General features: G+C 66.8%; 19 protein-coding genes. 14 read left to right on the top strand and 5 right to left on the bottom strand.

What is annotated here, in order from left to right; translation table 11 throughout:
- Positions 1-189 precede the first annotated feature (189 nt).
- The 4 genes from AC1DR6_RS18590 to AC1DR6_RS18575 are packed head-to-tail and all read left to right on the top strand — an operon-like array spanning position 190 to position 4,308.
- Positions 190-1,680, top strand: coding sequence for an ABC transporter substrate-binding protein (locus AC1DR6_RS18590; protein ID WP_476830744.1), 1,491 nt, complete (start codon positions 190-192; stop codon positions 1,678-1,680).
- A 10-nt stretch (positions 1,681-1,690) separates the two neighbouring features.
- On the top strand, positions 1,691-2,635 hold the full coding sequence (locus tag AC1DR6_RS18585) for an ABC transporter permease (protein ID WP_476830743.1): 945 nt from the start codon (positions 1,691-1,693) through the stop codon (positions 2,633-2,635).
- A complete protein-coding gene (locus AC1DR6_RS18580; protein WP_476830742.1) occupies positions 2,632-3,489 on the top strand; it encodes an ABC transporter permease in 858 nt (285 codons plus the stop codon). The genes AC1DR6_RS18585 and AC1DR6_RS18580 overlap by 4 nt, the downstream gene beginning before the upstream one ends.
- Before the next feature lie 18 nt (positions 3,490-3,507).
- Positions 3,508-4,308, top strand: coding sequence for an SDR family NAD(P)-dependent oxidoreductase (locus tag AC1DR6_RS18575; protein WP_476830741.1), 801 nt, complete (start codon positions 3,508-3,510; stop codon positions 4,306-4,308).
- A 12-nt stretch (positions 4,309-4,320) separates the two neighbouring features.
- Here the strand turns inward: AC1DR6_RS18575 and AC1DR6_RS18570 are convergent, their stop codons facing one another.
- Positions 4,321-4,881: a DUF4337 domain-containing protein gene (locus AC1DR6_RS18570; protein ID WP_476830740.1), complete on the bottom strand. Its 561-nt coding sequence runs from the start codon at positions 4,879-4,881 to the stop codon at positions 4,321-4,323.
- Between the two features lie 66 nt (positions 4,882-4,947).
- The gene (locus tag AC1DR6_RS18565; protein ID WP_476830739.1) at positions 4,948-5,877 is read right to left on the bottom strand and encodes a tyrosine recombinase XerC; all 930 of its coding nucleotides are present in this window, start codon (positions 5,875-5,877) and stop codon (positions 4,948-4,950) included.
- 175 nt (positions 5,878-6,052) lie between these two features.
- On the opposite strand from AC1DR6_RS18565, the gene AC1DR6_RS18560 reads away from it, so the two are divergent.
- The 7 genes from AC1DR6_RS18560 to AC1DR6_RS18530 all read left to right on the top strand — a co-directional run bounded on the left by AC1DR6_RS18560 (position 6,053) and on the right by AC1DR6_RS18530 (position 14,168).
- Entirely contained in the window at positions 6,053-8,236 is a 2,184-nt protein-coding gene (locus AC1DR6_RS18560) for a primosomal protein N' (RefSeq protein ID WP_476830738.1), read from the top strand.
- A gap of 105 nt (positions 8,237-8,341) precedes the next feature.
- On the top strand, positions 8,342-8,761 hold the full coding sequence (locus tag AC1DR6_RS18555; protein ID WP_476830737.1) for a hypothetical protein: 420 nt from the start codon (positions 8,342-8,344) through the stop codon (positions 8,759-8,761).
- Positions 8,762-8,975: 214 nt separating this feature from the next.
- Positions 8,976-9,545, top strand: a complete 570-nt coding sequence (locus AC1DR6_RS18550; protein ID WP_476830736.1) for a F0F1 ATP synthase subunit delta — start codon at positions 8,976-8,978, stop codon at positions 9,543-9,545.
- On the top strand, positions 9,545-11,074 hold the full coding sequence (gene atpA, locus AC1DR6_RS18545) for a F0F1 ATP synthase subunit alpha (RefSeq protein WP_476830735.1): 1,530 nt from the start codon (positions 9,545-9,547) through the stop codon (positions 11,072-11,074). The genes AC1DR6_RS18550 and atpA overlap by 1 nt, the downstream gene beginning before the upstream one ends.
- A 106-nt stretch (positions 11,075-11,180) precedes the next feature.
- A complete protein-coding gene (locus AC1DR6_RS18540) occupies positions 11,181-12,050 on the top strand; it encodes a F0F1 ATP synthase subunit gamma (protein WP_476830734.1) in 870 nt (289 codons plus the stop codon).
- Positions 12,051-12,126: 76 nt separating this feature from the next.
- Complete coding sequence (atpD, locus tag AC1DR6_RS18535; RefSeq protein ID WP_476830733.1) at positions 12,127-13,614, top strand: F0F1 ATP synthase subunit beta; 1,488 nt, start codon at positions 12,127-12,129, stop codon at positions 13,612-13,614.
- 140 nt (positions 13,615-13,754) lie between these two features.
- A complete protein-coding gene (locus AC1DR6_RS18530; protein WP_476830732.1) occupies positions 13,755-14,168 on the top strand; it encodes a F0F1 ATP synthase subunit epsilon in 414 nt (137 codons plus the stop codon).
- 51 nt (positions 14,169-14,219) lie between these two features.
- Here AC1DR6_RS18530 and AC1DR6_RS18525 read toward each other — a convergent pair whose 3' ends face one another.
- A complete protein-coding gene (locus AC1DR6_RS18525) occupies positions 14,220-14,600 on the bottom strand; it encodes a VOC family protein (protein ID WP_476830731.1) in 381 nt (126 codons plus the stop codon).
- A gap of 2 nt (positions 14,601-14,602) precedes the next feature.
- Entirely contained in the window at positions 14,603-17,740 is a 3,138-nt protein-coding gene (gene putA, locus AC1DR6_RS18520; protein WP_476830730.1) for a bifunctional proline dehydrogenase/L-glutamate gamma-semialdehyde dehydrogenase PutA, read from the bottom strand.
- 125 nt (positions 17,741-17,865) lie between these two features.
- Between putA and AC1DR6_RS18515 the strand changes: the two genes are divergently transcribed.
- The 3 genes from AC1DR6_RS18515 (at position 17,866) to AC1DR6_RS18505 (ending at position 21,209) form a co-directional block, all read left to right on the top strand.
- Positions 17,866-18,324 carry an Lrp/AsnC ligand binding domain-containing protein gene (locus tag AC1DR6_RS18515; RefSeq protein WP_476830807.1) on the top strand — a complete coding sequence of 153 codons (459 nt, stop codon included), beginning with the start codon at positions 17,866-17,868 and terminating at the stop codon, positions 18,322-18,324.
- A gap of 123 nt (positions 18,325-18,447) precedes the next feature.
- Positions 18,448-19,503 carry an ABC transporter substrate-binding protein gene (locus tag AC1DR6_RS18510; RefSeq protein WP_476830729.1) on the top strand — a complete coding sequence of 352 codons (1,056 nt, stop codon included), beginning with the start codon at positions 18,448-18,450 and terminating at the stop codon, positions 19,501-19,503.
- Between the two features lie 92 nt (positions 19,504-19,595).
- Positions 19,596-21,209: an AMP-binding protein gene (locus AC1DR6_RS18505; RefSeq protein WP_476830806.1), complete on the top strand. Its 1,614-nt coding sequence runs from the start codon at positions 19,596-19,598 to the stop codon at positions 21,207-21,209.
- On the opposite strand, the gene AC1DR6_RS18500 is transcribed toward AC1DR6_RS18505, so the two are convergent.
- On the bottom strand, positions 21,178-22,170 hold the full coding sequence (locus AC1DR6_RS18500) for a GNAT family N-acetyltransferase (RefSeq protein ID WP_476830728.1): 993 nt from the start codon (positions 22,168-22,170) through the stop codon (positions 21,178-21,180). The two genes, AC1DR6_RS18505 and AC1DR6_RS18500, sit on opposite strands and share 32 nt — an antisense overlap.
- Positions 22,171-22,388 lie beyond the last annotated feature (218 nt).

The following is a 22,388-nucleotide window of genomic DNA, read 5'->3' as shown; positions in this document are numbered from 1 at the left end:
TGCGCCAGACTGAGAAGTTCGCTTGGAATGTTCGAGGGAGCCCTCGTCCTGCGGAGCGCTTCGCCAGACGCCGCGTCCGACGGCTCCTCAGTATGACGGCTTGCGGGTTTCCAGGGCTGCGAAGGACGGGCTTGCGCCGGGCCGAAATCCCGGTTCATCTCGCACCTGCAACGGGACGGAGCAGAAACGATGACGACGCGGCGCGATCTTCTGGCGGGGGCCGGTCTTGCGGCGCTCGCGACGCAGCTGCCGGTCGCGGCGCTGGCCCAGGCCAAGGACACTGTTACCATCTCGATGACGCTGGAGCCCCCGACGCTGGACCCGACCTCCGGCGCCGCGCAGGCGATCCGCGAAGTCACGCTGCAGAACATCTTCGAAGGCCTGGTCAGGATGGACCGGACCGGCAAGATCCAGCCCTGTCTCGCACAGAGCTGGGACATCGCGCCCGACACCATCACCCACACCTTCAAGTTGCGCACGGGTGTGACCTTCCACGACGGCACGCCCTTCACCTCCGAACAGGTGAAGTTCTCGTTCGAGCGCGCGGTCGCGGCGGATTCGACCAATGCGCAAAAGCAGCTTTTTGCGCCGATCGCCGAGATCGCCACGCCCGATCCGGCCACGGTGGTGATCAAGCTGAAGCAGCCCACCGCGAACTTCCTCTACGGCTTAAGCTGGGGCGATGCGGTGATCGTCGCGCCGGCGACCGCCACGAACAACAAGACCAACCCGGTCGGCACCGGCCCGTTCAAATTCGTGCGCTGGAACCGCGGCGACCGGCTCGAACTCGCCCGCAATGACCGTTATTGGGGCGAGAAGCCGGCGCTAGCCAAGGCGATTTTTCGCTTCCTGTCAGATCCGCAGGCGCAAGTTGCGGCTTTGCAGGCCGGCGATGTCGACGCCAACACCAATCTCTCGGCGCCGGAGGCGGTGGCGCAGCTCAAATCCGACCTCAAACTCACCGTCACCATCGGCAAGACCGAAGGGGAGACAGTGCTCGGCACCAACAATGCCAAGGCGCCCTTCGACAAGCTCAAGGTGCGTCAGGCGATCGCCCATGCGCTCGACCGCAAGAGCATCGCGCTCGGCGTCTACGGCTTCGACGTCACCCTGATCGGCAGCCATTTCTCGCCGCTGCACCCGGCCTATATCGACCTGACCGGCACCTATCCTTACGATCCCGCCAAGGCCAAGGCGCTCCTGGCGGAGGCTGGCTTCCCGAACGGTTTCTCCTGTACGCTCAAGCTGCCGCCGCCCTCCTATGCGCGGCGCGCCGGCGAGATCGTCGCGGCGCTGCTGGGCCAGGTCGGCATCACCGTCTCGATCGAGCCGCTGGAATTCCCGCAATGGCTGGAGCGGGTCTTCCGCAACAAGGATTACGATCTCAGCATCATCGCCCATACCGAGCCGCTCGATATCGATATCTACGCGCGGGACGACTATTATTTCCAGTACCGCAATCCCGAGTTCAAGGCGCTGATCGCCAAGATTTCCGGCACGCTGGACGAGGGCGCCCGCAACGCGCTTTACAAGCAGGCGCAGCAGATGCTGGCGCGTGACGCGGTCAACGGCTTCCTGTTCATCCTTCCCAAGATCACGGTCGCCAAGGCCAATCTGGAGGGCATGTGGACGGATTGGCCGCTGCCGGTGACGCCGCTGGCGGAGCTGCGCTGGCGGTGAGCCGCTTCACGTGATCGGCTACATCCTGCGGCGCCTCTTCGTGCTCGTCGCGACGCTGCTGGCGGCGGCGCTCGTCATCTTCCTCGTGCTCGAGGTGCTTCCCGGCGATCCGGCGGCGGTGACGTTGGGTTTGAACGCCTCGCCGGAGGCGCTGGCGGCGCTGCATGCCGAGATGGGGCTCGACAAGCCGGCACTGTCGCGCTTCCTGATCTGGCTCGAGGGGATGGCGAGCGGCAATCTCGGCGAAAGCTATACCTATCGCGTGCCGGTGGCGCAGCTCATCGGCGAGCGCATGGCGGTGACTCTACCGCTCGCCGTTTTGGCGATCGGGCTTGCCATCGGTATCGGCATGCCGCTCGGCGTCGTCGCGGCCTCGCGCCACGGAGAGGCGGCCGATGCAGGCGTCATGGCCTTCGCCCAAGCCGGTCTAGCGATCCCGAATTTCTGGTTCGGGCTGCTGCTGGTTCTCGTCTTCGCGGTCGGGCTCGGCTGGCTGCCGGCGAATGGTTTTCCCGGTTGGCAAGCTGGCATCGGCACCGCGTTGAAATCGCTGATCATGCCGGCGCTGGCGCTCGCCCTGCCGCAGGCCGCGATCATTGCGCGCGTGACGCGCTCGGCGATGCTCGACACGCTGCAGGAGGATTTCGTGCGTACCGCCCGCGCCAAGGGCTTGAGCGAGGGCACGACGATGCGCCGGCACGCGTTGCGCAACGCGCTGATCCCGGTGGTGACGATTCTGGGGCTCCAGTTTTCGGTTCTGATTGCGGGTGCGATCATCGTCGAGAACGTCTTTGCCCTGCCGGGGCTGGGGCGGCTGGTCTTCCAGGCCATCGCGCAGCATGATCTGATCGTGGTGAAAGACCTCGTGATGCTGTTCGCGGGGCTGGCGATCCTGATCAATTTCGCGGTTGAACTGCTTTACGGGGTGATCGACCCGCGTCTGAGGCCGGCATGAGTGCCATCGACCAAACCGCGCCCGGCCGGCAGCGAGGCTGGCTCTCGCCCTCGCTGATCATCGGCGCGGTCTTGAGCGCGTCGATCGTTCTGGCGGCGCTGGTCTCCTATGGCTGGACGCCCTATCCGCCGACGCAGATGGCGATCCTCCAGCGTCTGCAAGGGCCTTCCATTGCGCATTGGTTCGGCACCGATCCGTTCGGGCGGGACGTGTTCTCGATGATCATGGTCGGCGCGCGCAATTCATTGGCGGTGGGCTTGGGCGCGGTCGGCATCGGCATGGTGCTGGGCACGGTGCTGGGGTTGATGGCCTCGTTCAGGCGCGACGGACTGCTCGACCATCTCATTATGCGCACGGCCGATTTTACCCATGCCTTCCCGGCCGTTCTGACCGCGATCATGATGACCGCCATCGCGGGCCCCGGCATGCTCAACGCCGTCGTTGCCATCGGTGTGCTGAACCTGCCCTATTTCGCCCGGCTGGCGCGTGGCGCGGCGCTTCAAATCTGGCAGCAGGACTATATCCAGGCGGCCCGCGCCAACGGGCTCAGCAATTTGCAGATCACGCGCGCCCATATTTTGCCGAATATCGCCGGCATTCTCGTGGTGCAGGCGACGATCCAGTTCGCGCTGGCGGTGCTGGCGGAAGCCGGGCTGTCCTATCTCGGCCTGGGGACGCAGCCGCCGAACCCCTCCTGGGGGCGGATGCTGAACGAAGCGCAGACCTTCATGGCGACGCAGCCCTGGCTTGCGATTTTTCCGGGTGCCGCGATCGCGCTCGCCGTGCTCGGCTTCAACCTGCTCGGCGACGGCCTGCGCGATGCGCTCGATCCGAAGCTGCGGCGCAGTCGCTGACGAACAAAAGGAACGGCCATGGATCTGCATCTCGAAGGCAAGCGTGCGCTGGTGACCGGCGGCAGCAAGGGCATCGGGCTGGCGATCGCCCGGCAATTGGCGCGGGAGGGCGCCGATCTCGTCATCGCGGCCCGGAATCAGGCTGAACTCGATGCGGCTGCCGCTGGGCTCGCTACCGAGACCGGCCGCAAGGTCATTGGTCTGACGGTCGACACCGCGAAGGATGAGTCGGTTCGGCAACTGGTCGCCGAGGCGGTGAGGGCGCTGGGCGGGCTCGACATTCTGGTCAACGCGGCCGGCAAGCCCGGCGGGCAGGCGCCGCCTCCGAAGCTGGCCGAGATCACCGACGCACTGTTCTTCGACGACGTCAACGTCAAGGTGATGGGCTATCTGCGGATGGCGCGCGAGGTTGCGCCGCATATGGCGGCGCAGGGCTGGGGCCGGATCATCAACATCAGCGGTCTGGCCGCGCGCTCGACAGGCTCGACGATCGGCTCGATGCGCAATGTCGCGGTGTCCGCGCTGACCAAGAACCTCGCCGACGAGCTGGGTTCGCAGGGCATCAACGTCACCGTCGTGCATCCCGGCCTGACGCGGACAGAGAAGACAGCCGGTCTTGTCGCCGCCAAGGCAGCGGCCGGTGGCAAGAGCGTGTCGGAGGTCGAAGCCGGCATGGCCGGAAACATCACGATCGGCCGGTTGGTCGATGCCACCGAAATCGCGGATATCGTCGCCTTCCTGGCCTCGCCGCGCAGCGTCGCGATCAATGGCGACGCCGTCGCGGCCGGCGGCGGCATCCGTGGCGCGATCCATTATTGAGGGCAGACGCCTTCAGAACAGCAGATGCGGGGCGAAGAGCGCCAGCCCCATAAAGGCGAGCGCGAAGGCTCCCAATCCGCCGCCGACGACAGCGAGCGCGTCCACGCCGGTGATGATCGAGGCTGAGGCGACGACGATGCCGATCTGAAGCAGGCCCGAGGCGATCTCGTAATTCTCGTTGCGGGCTTTGTAGTCGTCGCGCTCGTGCTCGGCCGCCTTGGCCCGGGCCGCCAGCTCCTTGCGGCCCTCATTGGTTTCCGGCTCGGTGTCGTAGCGGGTCGCGGTCGCTTTCCAGGCGTCGATGCGTTTCTGCATCCGGTCGCGGATCGCGGGGTCGGTCGCATCGGCAAGGTCGAGTTCGAGGCCTTCCACCGCGGTGCGCACGACCGTGCCGCGAATCGTCTTGGCCTGGAAAAAGGCCCAGAGGTTCGAGGATTCGATATTCCTGGAGACGGATTCGTTCTCAGCCTGCTTGCCGCCGATTTCGGACAGAGCGAGCATCAGAGCCAGGATTGCGATCAGCCGCGCGATCTTCTTGCTGCCGCCCTCCGGAATTTCGAGACCTTCGGACATCGAATCACCTCTTGCGAAACCGCCATCTTCCTGCGGCGCTTCCGTTGCGGCATCAAGAGGGATCGATCAGACGCCCCGGGCGCGCGGATGAGCTGCGTCATAGGCCGCCATCAGCCGGGCGGAGTCGACGCGGGTGTAGATCTGCGTTGTCGAAAGCGAGGCGTGGCCGAGCAGTTCCTGGATCGCGCGGAGGTCGCCGCCGCGCCCCAAGAGATGCGTTGCGAAGGAGTGGCGCAGCGCATGCGGCGTCGCCGATGAGGGAAGGCCGAGCGCGCCGCGCAGGCCCTCGACCGCGAGCTGGATGATGCGCGGCGAAAGCGGCCCGCCCTTCGCGCCGACGAAGAGCGGCCCTTCCGGCGGCAGGCGCCACGGGCAAAGCGTCAGGTACTCGCCGATCGCCGTGACGACGACCGGCAGGACCGGGACCATGCGGGTCTTGCTGCCCTTTCCGAGGACGGTCAGCGTCTCGCCGGCACTCTTCGGGGCCTGAGCACGCGACAAGGAGAGGGCTTCCGAGATGCGCAGGCCGCTGCCGTAAAGCAGGCCGAGCACGGCGGCGTCGCGGGCGAGGATCCACGGGTCGCGCTCCTCGCCGGCCCGGCTATCGGCCCGGGTGACGGCGCGGGCGGCGCTCGGCTCGAGCGGGCGGGGCAAGGATTTCGGCAGGCGCGGGCCCCGCGTGGCGGTGAAGGCGGCGGCTGTCAGCGTGCCGCTGCGCTCGCCGAAGCGCGCGAAGGAGCGCAGAGCCGCGAGCTGGCGCATCAGCGTGCGGTTGCCGACGCCGTCGCGACGCCTGCGGCCAAGGAAGGCGCGCAGATCGACCGGTTTCAATGCCGCGATATCGGACAGCGAGGGCGAGCCGTCGAGATGCTCGGTCAGGAAGGCCGTGAACTGGCCGAGGTCGCGGGCATAGGCCTCCAGCGTCTTCGGCGAGAGGCGGCGCTCCCCGGAGAGGTGCTGCAGCCAGTCGCTGCGGAAGGCGTCGAGGTCAGTCATTCGCATGCGTTCCGTCATGGTCGGGCTTGTCCCGACCATCCACGTCTGGGTTGATCGAGGTCGGTGTTCAAGACGTGGATGCTCGCCACAAGGGCGAGCATGACCGAGGGCGCTATATGACGACCATGACGCTCCCGCCTTAACAGGTCGCGAATCGATGCTAGACACGGGCGCGATGGACGACGACGCGGACATGCAGCAGGGCGGCACGGTCGAGGTGCTGATCCCGCTCGGGCTCGACCAGGCCTATAGTTATGCCGTCCCTGACGGCCTCGTGCTGGCGGTCGGCGACATCGTCCAGGTGCCGCTGGGGCCACGCGAGACGGTCGGCGTCGTCTGGGAAACCGGCGGCGGACGCGGCGGCAACCTCAAAAAGGTTTCGGCCAAGGTCGACATGCCGCCGCTCGATCCGGCGCTGATGAAACTCGTCGACTGGGTGGCCTGGTACACGCTGGCCGCAAAAGGCTCGGTGCTGGCGCTCGCCTTGCGCCGGCAGCATGACGACAAGCCGGAACGGCCCAGGCTCGGCGTCAGGCTGGTCGGGGCGCCACCAGCCCGCATGACGCCGGCCCGGGCGCGCGCCATCGCGGCGGCAGAAGGCGGGCTGTTGCTGGCGAAGTCGGCGCTGGCGGAGGCGGCCTCGGTCAGTTCGGCGGTGATCGACGCGCTGGTCGACGCCGGGACCTTCACGGTCGAGCCCTTGCCGCGCGAAGCGATCACAGCGGTGCCGGACCCCGACCATGCCAGGCCCGCGCTTTCGGAGGGGCAGGCGGAGGTGGCGCAGGCGCTGGTGGCGGCCGTGCAGGCCAAGGCCTATGGCGTTTCGCTGCTGGAAGGCGTCACGGGTTCGGGCAAGACCGAGGTTTATTTCGAGGCGGTGGCGGAGGCGATTCGACTTGGTCGCCAGAGCCTGATCCTGATGCCGGAGATTGCGCTGACGGCGCAGTTCATCGACCGGTTCGAGGCGCGTTTCGGCGTCAGGCCGGGGCTATGGCACTCGGCGGTGACCGGGCGCAGGCGCGAGCGGCTGCAGGCGGCGATCGCCAGCGGCGAGGCAAAGGTGGTGGCCGGCGCGCGCTCGGCGCTGTTCCTGCCCTATCGCGCGCTCGGGCTGATCGTCGTCGATGAGGAACACGAGGCCGCCTACAAGCAGGAGGACGGCGTGTCCTACCATGCCCGCGACATGGCGGTGGTGCGCGGACGCATCGAGAATGCGCCGGTGGTGCTGGCTTCGGCGACGCCCTCTCTGGAGACCCGCGTCAATGCCGAGCGCGGGCGTTACGCCCATCTCAAGCTGCCGGAGCGTTTCGGCGGGCGGGAGCTTCCGAAGCTCGGGCTGGTCGACCTGCGCCGCGACAAGCCGGAGCGTGGGCGCTGGCTTTCCGGCGCGCTGGTCAAGGCGATCGAGACCAATATCGAGGCGAAGGAGCAGTCGCTGCTGTTTTTGAACCGGCGCGGCTATGCGCCGCTGACCTTGTGCAGGGATTGCGGGCATCGTTTCCAATGCCCGAACTGCACGGCTTGGCTGGTCGATCATCGCTTCCGGCGCGCGCTGGTCTGCCATCATTGCGGCCATGTCGAGCGCCGTCCGCAGGAATGCCCGGCCTGCCACAAGCCCGAGAGCCTGGTCGCCTGCGGACCGGGCGTCGAGCGGCTGGCCGAAGAGGTCGCGACGCTTTTTCCACAGGCGCGGTCGATCGTGCTCTCCAGCGATTTTCCGGGCGGGACCGAGCGGCTGAAGCAGGAGCTGATGGCGGTGGCTGAGGGCGAGTTCGACATCGTCATCGGGACGCAGCTGGTCGCCAAGGGCCATAACTTTCCCGGCATGACATTGGTCGGCGTGGTCGATGCCGATCTCGGGCTGATCTCGGGGGATCCGCGTGCGGCCGAGCGCACCTTCCAGGCGTTGCGGCAGGTCACGGGCCGCGCCGGGCGGGGCGAGAGACCCGGCCGCGCGCTGCTCCAGACCCACGATCCGGATCATCCCGTGCTGAAGGCCCTGGTCTCGGGGGACCCGGAGCGGTTTTATGCCGCAGAGGAAGCCTCGCGGGAGGCCGCCGGTCTGCCTCCCTTCGGCAGGTTGGCGGCGCTGATCGTCTCGGCGAGTTCGCAGGCTGAGGCCGAGACCCATGCACGGGCGCTGGCGCGCTGCGCGGAGGCTGGCGGCGACATCGTCGTGCTGGGGCCGGCGGAGGCGCCGCTCGCGGTGCTGCGCGGGCGCCACCGCATGCGGCTGATCGTCAAGACGGCGCGCGAGACCAACCTGCAGGACTATCTGCGCGCCTGGCTGAAGCGCGGCCCCAAGCCGAAGGGCTCGGTCAGGGTCGCGGTCGACGTCGATCCGCAAAGCTTCCTTTGAGACTGCGGGCGGCCTCGGGGCCAATGCCAACTCTTTTCGGGACGCTCTTCAGGCTTCGGTGACGAGCCCGCTTTAGGTTACGCCGCCAGAACGGGCTGATAGGCGATGAAATTCCTAAGAATCCTGGGCCTGCTCAGTGCATTGACGCCGGTGGCCTATTGCGTCCAGCTCGCCTTTAGCCTTCTCGACTTCGTCGAGCCGTCCGGCCCCGGTCACCCCGGAAGCTGGTGGCAGCATGCTACGGAATCGGGCCTGGTGCCTGCCATCATCGGGCTCGGCGCGGTCGGGCTGGTATTCGCCATCGCCTTCGTCTTCAAGCTTCTCGGCGTGGTCAGAAGCCGGCCGCCCGGCGAACCTCCGATCCCGCGCATCTCCCAGCGGCCGCTGGCAGCGGACGGGGAGGCTGATGCCAAGGCGATGATCGCGCGGTATCTTGCAAAGCAGCCTGCGGAATCGGGCAGCCCGGGACATGCGCATCGCCTGCCGTCAGCCCCGGTGCAGGGCTTCGGCCGCAGAAAAGGCTGAGCGGCCCGTCCGCGAAATCACCGCACGAAATCCCCAAAGCTGTCCGGCGGTTCGGGTTGCGCCTCCCCAAGGCGCATGCTAGTGCACCGCCACAATTCGGTCGCGAAGTCGTCTTCTCGGCTTAGGCCGTTGAGATACTCGCAGTGTCGGGACGATGCACTCCACCTTCCTTGAAGGTCGCCGGTGCGGTCCCTTGAAACGAGAGACAGGACGCGTGGCTGAAGGCGGATCGAAGGGGACATCGGTGTCGGGCGTAGCGCACCGCTATGCCACCGCGCTATTCGAGCTGGCTCAGGAAAACGGCGCGCTCGACGCGGTTGCCGCCTCGCTCGACGCCTTCAACGGCATGGTCGGCGAAAGCGCCGATCTTGCCCGCCTGATCGAGAGCCCGGCTTTCACGGCCGAAGAGCAGGTCGGCGCCATCAACGCGATTCTCGCCAAGGCTGGCATCACCGGCATCGCCGCCAATTTCATCGGTCTCGTTGCCAGCAAGCGCCGCCTGTTCGCGCTGCCGGGCATGATCCGGGGCTATAAGCGCCTCGTCGCGGAAGCCAAGGGCATCGTCTCGGCGGAGGTCACCGTCGCCGAGGAGCCTTCGCCCAAGCGGCTCGAAGAAATCCGCGCGGCGCTCGTCGGCGTTGCCGGCAAGGATGTTGACCTTTCGGTCAAGGTCGATCCGGCGCTGATCGGCGGGCTCATCGTCAAGATGGGCTCCCGCATGGTCGACGCCTCGCTGAAAACCAAGCTCAATTCAATTCGTCTTGCCATGAAAGAGGTCGGCTGATGGACATCCGCCCCGCTGAAATCTCCGCCATCCTGAAGGCTCAGATCTCGAATTTCGGCTCGGAAGCTTCGGTCACCGAAGTCGGCCAGGTTCTCTCCGTCGGTGACGGCATCGCCCGCGTCTATGGCCTCGACAAGGTCCAGGCCGGCGAGATGGTCGAGTTCGAGACCGGCGTCCGCGGCATGGCGCTCAATCTCGAGCGCGACAATGTCGGCGTCGTGATCTTCGGTTCCGACCGCGAGATCAAGGAAGGCCAGACCGTCAAGCGCACCGGCGCCATCGTCGACGTGCCGGTCGGCAAGGAACTGCTCGGCCGCGTCGTCGACGCGCTGGGCAACCCGATCGACGGCAAGGGCCCGATCAAGGCGACCCAGCGCTCGCGCGTCGACGTCAAGGCACCGGGCATCATCCCGCGCAAGTCGGTGCATGAGCCGATGGCGACCGGCCTGAAGGCCATCGACGCCCTGATCCCGATCGGCCGCGGCCAGCGCGAGCTGATCATCGGCGACCGCCAGACCGGCAAGACCGCCGTGGCGCTCGACACGATCCTGAACCAGAAGGCCTCGAACGAGGGCACGGACGAGAAGCAGAAGCTGTATTGCGTCTATGTCGCGATCGGCCAGAAGCGTTCGACCGTCGCGCAGTTCGTGAAGGTGCTGGAAGAGCGCGGCGCGCTGGAATATTCGATCATCGTCGCCGCGACCGCCTCCGATCCGGCTCCGATGCAGTTCCTGGCGCCCTTCGCCGGTTGCGCCATGGGCGAGTATTTCCGCGACAACGGCATGCACGCCGTCATCATCTATGACGATCTGTCCAAGCAGGCCGTCGCCTATCGCCAGATGTCGCTGCTGTTGCGCCGCCCGCCGGGCCGCGAAGCTTATCCCGGCGACGTGTTCTATCTCCACTCCCGCCTGCTCGAGCGCGCGGCGAAGATGGGCGAGGCCGCCGGCAACGGCTCGCTGACGGCGCTGCCGGTCATCGAGACCCAGGCCAACGACGTATCGGCCTATATCCCGACCAACGTGATCTCGATCACCGACGGCCAGATCTTCCTCGAGACCGACCTGTTCTACCAGGGCATCCGCCCGGCGGTGAACGTCGGCCTCTCGGTCAGCCGCGTCGGTTCCGCCGCGCAGACCAAGGCGACCAAGAAGGTTGCGGGCAAGATCAAGGGCGAGCTCGCGCAGTATCGCGAGATGGCTGCTTTCGCGCAGTTCGGCTCCGACCTCGATGCCGTCACCCAGCGCCTGCTCAACCGTGGCGCCCGCCTGACCGAGCTCCTGAAGCAGCCGCAGTTCTCGCCGCTGAAGATGGAAGAGCAGGTCGTGGTGATCTATGCCGGCGTGAACGGCTATCTCGACACGCTGCCGGTCAACAAGGTGCGCTCCTTCGAGGACGGGCTTCTGTCGCTGGTGCGCACGAAGCATGCCGACATGCTGAGCGAGATCGGCTCGTCGAAGGATCTTTCGGACGCGAATGCCGCGAAACTGAAGGACATCGTCGTCGCCTACGCGAAGTCGTTCAGCTGATCGTCATGAGCCAAGCGCAGCGAAGCAATCCAGCCTCGCTGCGTACCTGCTCTGGATTGCTTCGTCGCTGCGCTCTTCGCAATGACGGGTAGGGGATAGAAACCGGATGCCGTCCCTTAAGGACCTCAGGAACCGCATCGCCTCGGTCAAGGCGACGCAGAAAATCACCAAGGCCATGCAGATGGTCGCGGCTGCGAAGCTGCGCCGGGCGCAGATGGCGGCCGAGGCCGCGCGCCCCTATGCCGAGCGTATGGAGACGGTTCTGGCCAATCTCGCCGGCGGCATCACCGGCTCGACCGCGCCGCGCTTGATCGCAGGCACGGGTGCCGACAAGGTGCATCTGCTGCTGGTGCTGACCGCCGAGCGCGGCCTGTGCGGCGCCTTCAACTCCTCGATCTCGCGTCTTGCGCGCGACCGGGCCAACGCGCTGAAGGCCGAGGGCAAGACGGTCAAGATCATCTGCGTCGGCAAGAAGGGCCACGATATCCTGCGTCGCCAGTTCGCCGCCGAGATCATCGACTTCATCGACCTGCGCGAGTTCAAGCAGATCAGCTTCGCCAATGCCGAGGCGATCGCGCAGAATGTGCTCGTTCGCTTCAACGCTGGCGAGTTCGACGTCGCGACGCTGTTTTTCTCGCGCTTCCGCTCGGTGATCGCTCAGATCCCGACCGCGCGGCGCATTATTCCGGCCGAGATTCCGGCGGGAACGAAGCAGGCCGACACGGTTTATGATTATGAGCCGGAAGAGGATGAGATCCTTGAGGCGCTGCTGCCGCGCAACCTGACCGTCCAGATCCTACGCGGTCTGCTCGAGAACGCAGCATCCGAACAGGGCGCGCGCATGTCGGCGATGGATTCCGCCACGCGCAACGCCGGCGACATGATCAAGAAGCAGACGACGCTCTATAACCGCTCTCGCCAGGCGATGATCACGAAAGAACTGATCGAGATCATCTCCGGCGCGGAAGCGCTCTGACCGCCTGAACAAAGACTTCCGCCGGCGATCTCGCCGGCACCGTCACATCCGAATGCGCTAGTCCCGAGGTTCCGCCATGGCCAACGCCGATACCCAGACGACCAACATCCTGTCCGACGAGAAGCCCGCCAACACCGGCACCGGCCGGGTCGCGCAGGTCATCGGCGCTGTCGTCGACGTCCAGTTCGACGGCGCCCTGCCGGAGATCCTGAACGCGCTCGAGACCCAGAACCTGGGCAATCGCCTCGTCCTCGAGGTCGCCCAGCATCTCGGCGAGAACACCGTCCGGACCATCGCGATGGACTCGACCGAGGGTCTGGTCCGCGGCCAGTCCGTCACCGACACCGGCGCGCCGATCGCGGTTCCGGTCGGCGAGGAGTGCCTCGGCCGCATCATGAACGTCATCGGCGAGCCGGTCGACGAAGCCGGCCCGATCCTGACCACGCACACTCGTGGCATCCACCAGCCGGCCCCGACCTATTCGGAGCAGGCCACGGACGCGCAGATCCTGGTCACCGGCATCAAGGTCGTCGATCTGCTGGCGCCCTACGCCAAGGGCGGCAAGGTCGGCCTGTTCGGCGGCGCCGGCGTCGGCAAGACCGTGCTGATCATGGAACTGATCAACAACGTCGCGAAGGCCCATGGCGGTTATTCGGTGTTCGCCGGTGTCGGCGAGCGCACCCGCGAGGGCAACGACCTCTATCACGAGATGATCGAGTCGAACGTCAACAAGGACCCGAAGGAAAACGGCGGCTCGACCGCCGGCTCCAAATGCGCGCTGGTCTATGGCCAGATGAACGAGCCCCCGGGTGCCCGCATGCGCGTCGCGCTCGCCGGCCTGACCATCGCGGAAGATTTCCGCGACAAGGGCCAGGACGTGCTGTTCTTCGTCGACAACATCTTCCGCTTCACGCAGGCGGGTTCGGAAGTGTCCGCGCTGCTCGGCCGCATTCCCTCGGCGGTGGGCTACCAGCCGACGCTCGCCACGGACATGGGCAACCTGCAGGAGCGCATCACCACCACCAACAAGGGCTCGATCACCTCGGTGCAGGCGATCTACGTTCCCGCCGACGACTTGACCGACCCGGCGCCCGCGACCTCGTTCGCCCATCTGGACGCCCGTACGGTTCTGTCGCGTTCGATCGCCGAAAAGGGCATCTATCCGGCGGTCGATCCGCTCGACTCGACCTCGCGGATGCTCTCTGCCGACATCGTCGGTGAGGAGCATTACAGCGTTGCCATGGCTGTCCAGCAGACGCTCCAGCGCTACAAGTCGCTGCAGGACATCATCGCGATCCTGGGCATGGACGAGCTTTCCGAAGACGACAAGCTGTCGGTGGCGCGCGCCCGCAAGATCGAGCGCTTCATGTCGCAGCCCTTCTTCGTCGCGGAAGTGTTCACCGGCTCGCCGGGCAAGCTGGTCGCGCTCGAAGACACGATCAAGGGCTTCAAGGGCCTAGTGGAAGGCAAATACGACCACCTGCCGGAAGCTGCGTTCTATATGGTCGGTTCCATCGAGGAAGCCGTCGAGAAGGCGCAGCGCCTGGCCGCCGAAGCGGCGTAACGCGCGACGTCGGCGGGGTTTTCCGGGCGGCCATTGGTCGGCCGGGATCCATGCCTGAGCATGGGCGTTAGAGGTTCTGGCATGGATCCCGGCTCTCCGCTTCGCTGCGGCCGGAATGACGTCGGAGGAAAGTAAGGGCGATGGCCACCTTCAAGTTCGAACTCGTCTCGCCGGAACGCATCTTGTTCTCGGGCGATGTCGTCAGCGTCATCATCCCCTCGACCGAGGGCGAGATGACGGTGCTGGCCGGCCATGCGCCGCTGGTCGCGACGCTCAAGGCCGGCATCCTGTTCGTTCAGACGACGGAGAGCAACGGCAAGGAATTCTTCGTCAATGGCGGCCTGGTCGAGATCAACCAGGCCTCGACCACGGTGCTGGGCGAGCAGGCTCGCTTCCTAGAGGATGTCGACACCGCTGTGCTCGACGCCGAGATCCTGACGGTCGAGACCCGCATCGCCGGTGCTCACACCGAAGAGGACAAGAGCCGCCTGCATGAGACACTGGTGCAGCTGCGTGAGTTCAAGCACGTTTTCGAGCAGCGCAAGGCGGCCTGAGCCGCCGGAAATCAGCGCTGGATCGACAAAAGGCCGCGTGAGCGGCCTTTTTCATGCGTAGCTGATGAATTCCAGCAGCGAGCCATCGGGATCACGGAAGTAGAGGCTCGTTCCGGCCCCGCCTCGGCCGAAGCGCTGAACCGGTCCCAGTTCGACGGCCACGGCCTGCCGCTCGAGATGGGCGAGGGCTTCCGCGCTCGTCCCCGGCCAGACGAAGCAGAGATCGCTGCCGCCCGGCGGCACCGGCAGGCGTGCGACCGGCGCCGGGTCGACACCCGGCCCATGGCAATTGAGCTGCGTGTGGCCGATACGATAGGCAAAGCCGTTGCCGTTCGCGACGATCTCCGCGCCGAGCACGTCTCGATAGAACGCGTTGGAGCGCTCCCAATCCGAGACGTGGATGACGCAATGGTCGAGTTCGACGGGGCTCATCCCTATTCACCCATCGCAATCAGGCTGGCGTTGCCGCCCGCTGCGGCGGTGTTGACCGTGACCGTCTGCTCGGTGGCGAAGCGCATCAGGTAATGCGGGCCGCCAGCCTTGGGGCCAGTGCCGGAGAGGCCGTGGCCGCCGAAGGGCTGTACGCCGACGACCGCGCCGATGATGTTGCGGTTGACGTAGATATTGCCGGCGGAAAGCTGCTTCACCACACGCGCGACAGTCGTCTCGATGCGGGAGTGCACGCCGAGCGTCAGGCCGTATCCGGTCGCCTCGATCTCAGCGATGACCTTATCCAGCTCGCCCGACTTCCAGCGCACGACATGCAGGACCGGGCCGAAATGTTCGGCTGTCAGGTCGGAGACGCGATCGAGCCTGACGATCTGCGGCGCGACATAGGTGCCGCCGAGATCGGGCGCCAGGCCGCTCCAGGCGACCCGGCCCTGCTGCCGCATCGCGGCGGTATGGGCCTCGAGCCGCTGCTTGGCGGCGGCGTCGATGACCGGGCCGATATGGATGTCGAGCCGGCGCGGGTCACCGAGCGCAAGCGCCTGGGTGGCGCCCTCGATCATCTCCAGCATCTTGTCGGCGACATCGTCCTGCACGATCAGAAGGCGCAGCGCCGAGCAACGCTGACCGGCGGAGCGGAAGGCCGACATCACCACATCGTCGCTGACCTGCTCGGGCAGGGCCGTGGCGTCGACGATCATCGCATTGAGGCCGCCGGTCTCGGCAATCAGCGGCACGATCGGGCCGTCCTTCGCCGCAAGCGCGCGATTGATGCCGCGCGCGGTCGCGGTGGAGCCGGTGAAGGCAACGCCGGCAACTTGCTCATGCGCGACGAGCGCGGCGCCGGCCTCGGTGCCGCCGGGCACCAGATGCAGCGCGGTTACCGCGATTCCGGCCTCGTGAAGCAGCTTGACCGTGACGGCTGCGATCAACGGGGTCTGTGGCGCGGGCTTGGCGACGACGCTGTTGCCGGCGACGAGCGCCGCGACGATCTGGCCGGCGAAGATCGCAAGCGGGAAATTCCACGGCGCGATGCAGACGAAGGCGCCACGCCCGCGCAGCACCAGCCGGTTTTCTTCGCCAGTCGGGCCGGGGAGGGCGAGCGGCGTCGCGAAGTGCTCTTCGGCCTGCGCCGCGTAATAGCGGCAAAAGTCGACGGCCTCGCGCACCTCCGAGAGGGCGTCGTCGATGGTCTTGCCGGCCTCAGCCTGCAACAGGGCGATCAGCAGTCCGCGCCGCGCCTCCATCAAATCGGCGGCCTTGCGCAGCGCGGCGGCGCGGATGCGGGTGGGCGTTTCATTCCAGGCCCGGAAGCCCTTCGCGGCGGCCGCCAAGGCGAGCCCGGCGGTGGCGGCGTCGGCCTCCGTGACCTTGCCGATCGGCTTGCCGTCGATTGGCGAGCGGACCTCGCGGTTCGTGCCCGACTGCGGCTTTCCGTCGATGATCGGGGCTGCGTCCGGGAAGGCCCCGGCCGACGCGATCTCTTTCAGCAAGGCATCGAGGCTTTCCTGATGGCCGAGTTCGACACCGGCCGAATTCTTGCGCGAGGGACCGAAGAGATCGGCTGGGAGCGGAATGCGGCGATTGCGCGCGGCGCTTGGCGCGGCGATGATGTCGGCCGGTGACAACAAAAGCTGCGCCACCGGCACGTCCGGATCTCCGGAGGCGCTGACGAATGAGGAGTTGGCGCCGTTCTCGAGGAGGCGCCGCACGAGATAGGCGAGCAGGTCCTGATGGCCGCCGACCGGCGCATAGGTCCGGCAGGCATAGCCGTTGTTCTCGCGCAGAAGCCGCTCGTAGAGCGCGTCGCCCATGCCGTGCAGGCGCTGGAACTCGAAGCCCAGATCCTGCTCGGCAAGACGCCCGTCCGACTGCGCAGCGTTTCCCGGTCCCGCCATCTCCGCGACGGTGGCGACGGTCAGTGCGTTATGGGTCGCGAATTGCGGGATGATGCGGGGCCTGAGCGCGAGAAGCTGAGCCGCGCAGGCCTCGTAGTTCAGGTCGGTCATCGCCTTGCGGGTGAAGACCGGATAATCGGCCAGGCCGCGCTCCTGCGCGCGCTTCAGCTCGGTGTCCCAATAGGCGCCCTTGACGAGCCGCACCATCATGCGCCGGCCATGTGTCTCGGCGAGGCGGCCGATATGGTCGATCACGGCCGAGGCACGTTTCTGGTAGGCCTGGATCGCCAGCCCGAAGCCATCCCAGCCGTCGAGCGAGGGATCGGCAAAGACGGCATCGATGACATCGAGCGAGAGTTCGAGCCGATCGGCTTCCTCGGCGTCGATGGTGAAGTTCAGGTCATAGCCCTTGGCCTGCCGCGCGAGGTCGATCACCTTCGGCACCAGCTCGGACAGGACGCGCTCCCGGTTGGTCGCGTCGTAGCGTGGATGCAGGGCCGAAAGCTTGACGGAGATGCCGGGGCGGTTTGGCAGGCTGTCATTGCCGGCGGAACGGCCGATGGCATCGATTGCCGCGGTGTAGGAGGCAAAATAGCGGTCCGCGTCGCCTTGCGTGCGCGCGCCTTCGCCCAGCATGTCGAAGGAATAGCGAAAGAGCTTGCCGCTGCCGGAGCGGGCCCGCTTCAGCGCCTCCTCGATCGTCTGGCCCAGCACGAAATGGCTCCCCATCACGCGCATGGCCTGGCGCGTCGCGCTGCGCACGGTCGGGACGCCGAGACGCTTGGCGAGGCTGCCGATGATACCGGCCGGCGTCTCGCCCGGCTGAATGACGCGGGCGGTGATGCCGAGCGCCCAGGCCGAGGCGGAGACGAGAAACGCATCCGACTTCGATTCGTGATTGGCGAAATCGCCCTGGCCGAGCTTGTCCTCGATCAACCGGTCTGCGGTCGCGGCGTCCGGCACGCGCAGGAGCGCCTCGGCCAGCACCATCAGGGCGAGGCCCTCCTTGGTGGAAAGGGAATATTCGCGCAGCAATTCCTCGATGCCGCCCAAGCCGACCTTGCGGCTGCGGATGGCCGCGACCAATCCGGTCGCACGGGCATCGATGCGGGCTTTCGCCGCCGGGTCCCGCCGGGTCCCCGCCAGCAGGCGAGCGGCGATCGCACCATCATCCTCGGCATAGATCGCCCGGAAGGCAGGCAGGGCGGAGGGGGGAAGCGCGGCCATGGGGGCTCCGGACAGATCACAGGCGGACGATCTGAAGTGTGAAGCGCAAAGCGACTGAGTTCAACTGGCCTTATGGAGTCAAGGCCGTTAGAACTCGCTATCAATGGTGCTTCTACTAGAGAAATATCATGCTGGACCGTGTCGATCGCCGTTTGCTCTCGCTGCTGCAGGCCGACGGCCGGATTTCAGGCGTCGAACTGGCCGACAAGGTCGGGCTTTCGGGCACCGCCACCGGCGAGCGCCTGAAGCGGCTGACCCGCGACGGGTACATTACCGGCTATCGCGCCACGCTCGATCCGGCGAAGCTTGGCCTCAACCTGCTGGTGTTCGTCGAGGTCTATCTGGACAAGACGACGCCGGATGCGTTCGAGCGCTTCGCGGCGGCGGTGAAGCGGGCGCCGGAGGTGCTGGAGTGCCACATGGTCGCCGGCGGGTTCGACTATCTCGTCAAGACCCGCGTCGCCGATATGAACGCCTACCGTCACTTTCTGGGCGAGGTCCTGCTGGCGCTGCCGGCTGTACGCGAGACCCGGACCTACGCGGTGATGGAAGAGGTCAAGACCGATGGCGCGCTGCCGCTCTAGCGTGCGGTTGCATCCCGAAAAAAGCGCACATGTTGACGCGATTTCAACGTGTTGTGATCTGAGTATGGCAAGCAAGGGTTGAAGAGGCCGCATCGCCGCGGCTCTAATGCGGAGGGACGGGCCATGGTTGCGGCTGCGCAATGCGCCGGGACAGGCATGACACGGCGCGGCTTCGGCCGTTCTGCCGCTGCGGGAGCGAGCCTCCTGGCCGCCGGCAGGCCGGCTCTCGCGCAATCCGTGCCGATCAAGCTCTTGCTGGACTGGCGTTTCGAAGGTCTCGCATCGCTGTTTCTGTCCGCCCAGGACAAAGGTTATTTCGGTGCGGAAGGGCTCGATGTCGTGATCGAGCCGGGGATGGGGGCGCGTCTCGTGCCGGGTCGGATCGCGGCCGGTGAATTCGATGCGGGCTTCGGCGACGTCAATGCCTTGATCCGGCTGCGGGACGGCAGGCCCGGGCTCGACGTCAAGGCGGTCATGATGATCCAGGACAGGCCGCCCTTCGCGATCATCGGGCGACGCAGCCGTGGCATCACCGAAAATCCTGCCAGCCTCGAAGGCCGCAAACTCGGGGCGCCGGCAACCGACGCGGCTTTCGCGCAGTGGCCGCTGTTCAAGGCTCTGAACCCGATCGACGACAGCCGCATCCGCCTGGAGCCTATCGGTTCTGCCGTACGCGAGCCGATGTTGGCGGCAGGCGAGGTCGACGGCATCTTCGGGTATGGTCCGTCGGCTTTGGCAAGCCTCACGGCGCGCGGCGTCCCCGCTGCCGACATCGTCGTCCTGACGATGGCCGAGCATGGCGTCGCTCTTTATGGCAACGCGGTGATGGTGTCGCAAAAGCTCGCCGCCGAGCAGCCCGGCGCTGTGCGCGGACTGGTTCGGGCGCTGATCCGAGGTCTCCGCGAAGTCTCCTCCAACCCCGATTTCGCGGTGCAACTGCTCGGGCGGCGGGCCGAGACCGCGCAACCGGAGCTGGAACGCGAGCGGTTGGCCGCCACGCTCCAGCAGAACGTGCTGACGCCTTTCGTGCGCGTGCATGGGCTCGGCGGCGTCGATCAGGCACGGTGGGAGCAGGCGATCGACCAGATCGGTATGGTGCAGCCCCTGCGAGACAAGGCAAAAGCCGGTGAAGCCTTCACCGATGCTTACCTGCCCGCGAAGGACGAGCGCCTGTTCTGAGCGCAGGGCGGCTCTTCCCGGCAGGACCATGACAGGGCGGCGCGCGCTTTCTATCGTCTGGAGCCTGCCCAAGGACCTTTTCAGCTTTGCATTTGCCCGATCTGCCCTGTTACGCCTCCCTGCGCGCTGCTTTCCACTGGGATATTCCCGAGCGTTACAACATCGCCGTCGACATCTGCGACCGCTGGGCGGCAGTGGACCCCGCGCGGACCGCGATCATCGAGGTCTCGCGGGACTGGCAGGTCCGCCCCGTCAGTTTCGGCTGGCTGCGCGAGCAGTCCAACAGGCTGGCGCACGCGTTGCGGGCGCGCGGGATCGAGCGTGGCGACCGCGTCGCGATCCTTCTGCCGCAGGGGCGGCACGTGCTGACCGCGCATCTGGCGGCGTACAAGCTGGGCGCCATCGCGGTGCCGCTGGCGGCGTTGTTCGGCGTCGACGCGCTGGCTTATCGACTTGGCGATTCCGGCGCAAAGGCGATCGTCACGGATGGCGCCGGCCTGGCGAAGCTGCGCCAGATCGACAATCCGCCGCCGGCCTTGAGCCTGCGCATCTCCATCGATGGGCCCGATCGGGATGCCGAAGGATGGGATGGGCTGGTCGCAAGCGGGTCTTCAGATTTTGCTCCCGTCGCCACCGGACCGGACGACCCGGCCCTGATGATCTACACCTCTGGCACGACCGGCCATCCCAAGGGCGCCCTGCATGGGCACCGGGTGCTGCCGGGGCATTTGCCGGGGGTGCAGATGCCGCATGAACTCCTGCCGCGCCCCGGTGACATCGCCTGGACTCCGGCCGATTGGGCCTGGGCCGGCGGATTGCTCAATATGCTGCTGCCGGCGCTGCATTTCGGCGTGCCGGTGGTGGCCCGGCCGGTAACGCGGTTCGAGCCGGACGAGGCCTACCGGCTGATGCAGGATCTCGCGATTCGCAACGCCTTCGTGCCACCGACGGCGCTGCGGATGATGCGCGGGGCCGGCAACCCGCATAGCCGCTACGATCTCTCCCTGCGCACCGTCGCTGCCGCCGGAGAGGCGCTGGGCGCCGAGACGCTGGCCTGGGGGCGCGAGGCGCTGGGCCTCACCATCAACGAAGCCTACGGGCAGACCGAGTGCAATCTCGTGCTGGCCTCTTGCGCCGGGATCGGCGTCAGCCGGCCGGGCTTCATCGGAAAGGCTGTGCCGGGGCACGAGGTCGCGATCATCCGGCCGGACGGTTCGGTCTGCGCAGCCGGCGAAGACGGTCGGATCGCGGTGCGGCGGCCCGATCCGGTGATGTTCCTGGGATATTGGAACAACCCCGCCGCGACGGCGGCGAAGTTCGTCGGGGACTGGATGATCACCGGCGACGAAGGCGTACAGGACGCCGATGGCTATGTCCGCTTCATCGGCCGCGACGACGACGTCATCACCTCGTCGGGATACCGCATCGGTCCGGGCGAGATCGAGGACTGCCTGCTGAAGCATCCGGACGTGGCGCTGGCGGCTGTCGTCGGCAAGCCCGATGCGTTGCGGACCGAGATCGTCAAGGCGTTCGTGGTGCCGAAAGTGGGCCGCGAGGGATCGCCGGATTTTGCGGCCGAGCTTCAGGCTTTCGTCAAGTCGCGGCTCTCCGCGCATGAATATCCGCGCGAGATCGTTTTTCGCGAGGAATTGCCGATGACCACAACCGGCAAGATCATTCGCCGGCTACTAAGGTCCGAGGCTTGAAGAGCCCGCGATCGAGCCGCGCGCGCAGGGTGCGGGCGAGGTCGACGGGTTTGCGCGGAGACGCGGCTCTCACTGTCAGGTCATTGAGCACGGCTTCAGCACCGGCACCGACGGCGCGGTCGCCCTGGGCCAGCAAGAGGAGACCAGGCGTCGCCCGCTTCATCCGTGCCAGCAGCGTCTCCAGCAGAGCCGACGCGCCGGCGTCGCCTTGCGTCGCATCCGCGGCCGCCCCGTAGAGCCAGCGGCGTTGGCCCTTTCCGAGGGTCAACGCGGCGGCCAAGGGCAGTGAGCCATCCATCAGCAGGGCGATCCGACAGAGTTTGCCGCGCGCAAGATTGCGGGTCATCGCACGCAGGAAAGCGGCCTCGCGGGTGTTCTGCACCGTCGCGCGGCCAGCCCGGCCGAGAGGGCCGGAGGCTTCGAGCGCGATCAGGATTTCGACGCCGTCGCGCAATTCCCTGAGGTTCGCAGCCTCGCATAACGTCAGATGTGCGTTCGGCTCCATCGGGAGGCGTCGGTCGCCGGCTGAGCGCGCCGTGCGCCGATCGACGGCGAGCCGGTCCGGCCGTGCTGCCGCGATCAAGGGATCGATCAAGGGATTGTCCATCGCCAGTGCGTGCAGGCACAGGGCCGCGTCGGTCGTTCTCACGGCGCTGAAGGCCCGCAGCAAGGCGGACAACGTCGCTGCGACCTCGTCGCGGTCGAGCAGCGGCCAGTCGCAGAGCAGGCGCGCATCGGCGCAGTCGCTGACGGTGTCCTCACGCAGCATGCGGGCCTTGCGCCGATAGGGCAGGAAGCCGACCAGACGCCGGTCACGCTCGCTGGAGCCGTCCTGCCAGACGAGATAGGCCTGGATCTCGCGGAAGGCGACGAGATGCTGGGCGGCGGGCAGCAGAAAGCCGGGATCGAAGAACGGGTTGGGCGTCAGCGCCCGCTTGCCGAGCGCCGTCCAGGCTTCCACGATATCAGCGCATGCCGCGAGCGGTCTGGTCTCGACGCGTAAGCTTTTCGCGGTCTTCGGCGATCCTTGAAAAGGCCGCAGGGAAAGGGCGCCGTCTGTAGCGACACGCGAAACCAGCTGCCGATCCATCGCTTCAACCCCCGCTCGTCCGTTCCGGGACGAAACCGTGCTGGAACGGCAAGGCGCCTCGCGCTACCCGTCCTCTACGGGGGAACGTT

This window comes from Allobosea sp. P5_A5, from assembly GCF_056400625.1.
The sequence above is the reverse complement of the archived record's forward strand: the minus strand, read 5'-3'. Positions and strand labels throughout refer to the sequence as shown.

Excerpts from the sequence above, each read along its gene's own strand:
- AC1DR6_RS18590 (WP_476830744.1), top strand. The coding sequence starts at position 190 with ATGACGACGCGGCGCGATCTTCTGGCGGGGGCCGGTCTTGCGGCGCTC.
- AC1DR6_RS18580 (WP_476830742.1), top strand. The coding sequence starts at position 2,632 with ATGAGTGCCATCGACCAAACCGCGCCCGGCCGGCAGCGAGGCTGGCTC.
- AC1DR6_RS18575 (WP_476830741.1), top strand. The coding sequence starts at position 3,508 with ATGGATCTGCATCTCGAAGGCAAGCGTGCGCTGGTGACCGGCGGCAGC.
- AC1DR6_RS18570 (WP_476830740.1), bottom strand. The coding sequence starts at position 4,881 with ATGTCCGAAGGTCTCGAAATTCCGGAGGGCGGCAGCAAGAAGATCGCG.
- AC1DR6_RS18565 (WP_476830739.1), bottom strand. The coding sequence starts at position 5,877 with ATGACTGACCTCGACGCCTTCCGCAGCGACTGGCTGCAGCACCTCTCC.
- AC1DR6_RS18560 (WP_476830738.1), top strand. The coding sequence starts at position 6,053 with ATGGACGACGACGCGGACATGCAGCAGGGCGGCACGGTCGAGGTGCTG.
- AC1DR6_RS18555 (WP_476830737.1), top strand. The coding sequence starts at position 8,342 with ATGAAATTCCTAAGAATCCTGGGCCTGCTCAGTGCATTGACGCCGGTG.
- atpA (WP_476830735.1), top strand. The coding sequence starts at position 9,545 with ATGGACATCCGCCCCGCTGAAATCTCCGCCATCCTGAAGGCTCAGATC.
- AC1DR6_RS18540 (WP_476830734.1), top strand. The coding sequence starts at position 11,181 with ATGCCGTCCCTTAAGGACCTCAGGAACCGCATCGCCTCGGTCAAGGCG.
- atpD (WP_476830733.1), top strand. The coding sequence starts at position 12,127 with ATGGCCAACGCCGATACCCAGACGACCAACATCCTGTCCGACGAGAAG.
- AC1DR6_RS18530 (WP_476830732.1), top strand. The coding sequence starts at position 13,755 with ATGGCCACCTTCAAGTTCGAACTCGTCTCGCCGGAACGCATCTTGTTC.
- AC1DR6_RS18525 (WP_476830731.1), bottom strand. The coding sequence starts at position 14,600 with ATGAGCCCCGTCGAACTCGACCATTGCGTCATCCACGTCTCGGATTGG.
- putA (WP_476830730.1), bottom strand. The coding sequence starts at position 17,740 with ATGGCCGCGCTTCCCCCCTCCGCCCTGCCTGCCTTCCGGGCGATCTAT.
- AC1DR6_RS18510 (WP_476830729.1), top strand. The coding sequence starts at position 18,448 with ATGGTTGCGGCTGCGCAATGCGCCGGGACAGGCATGACACGGCGCGGC.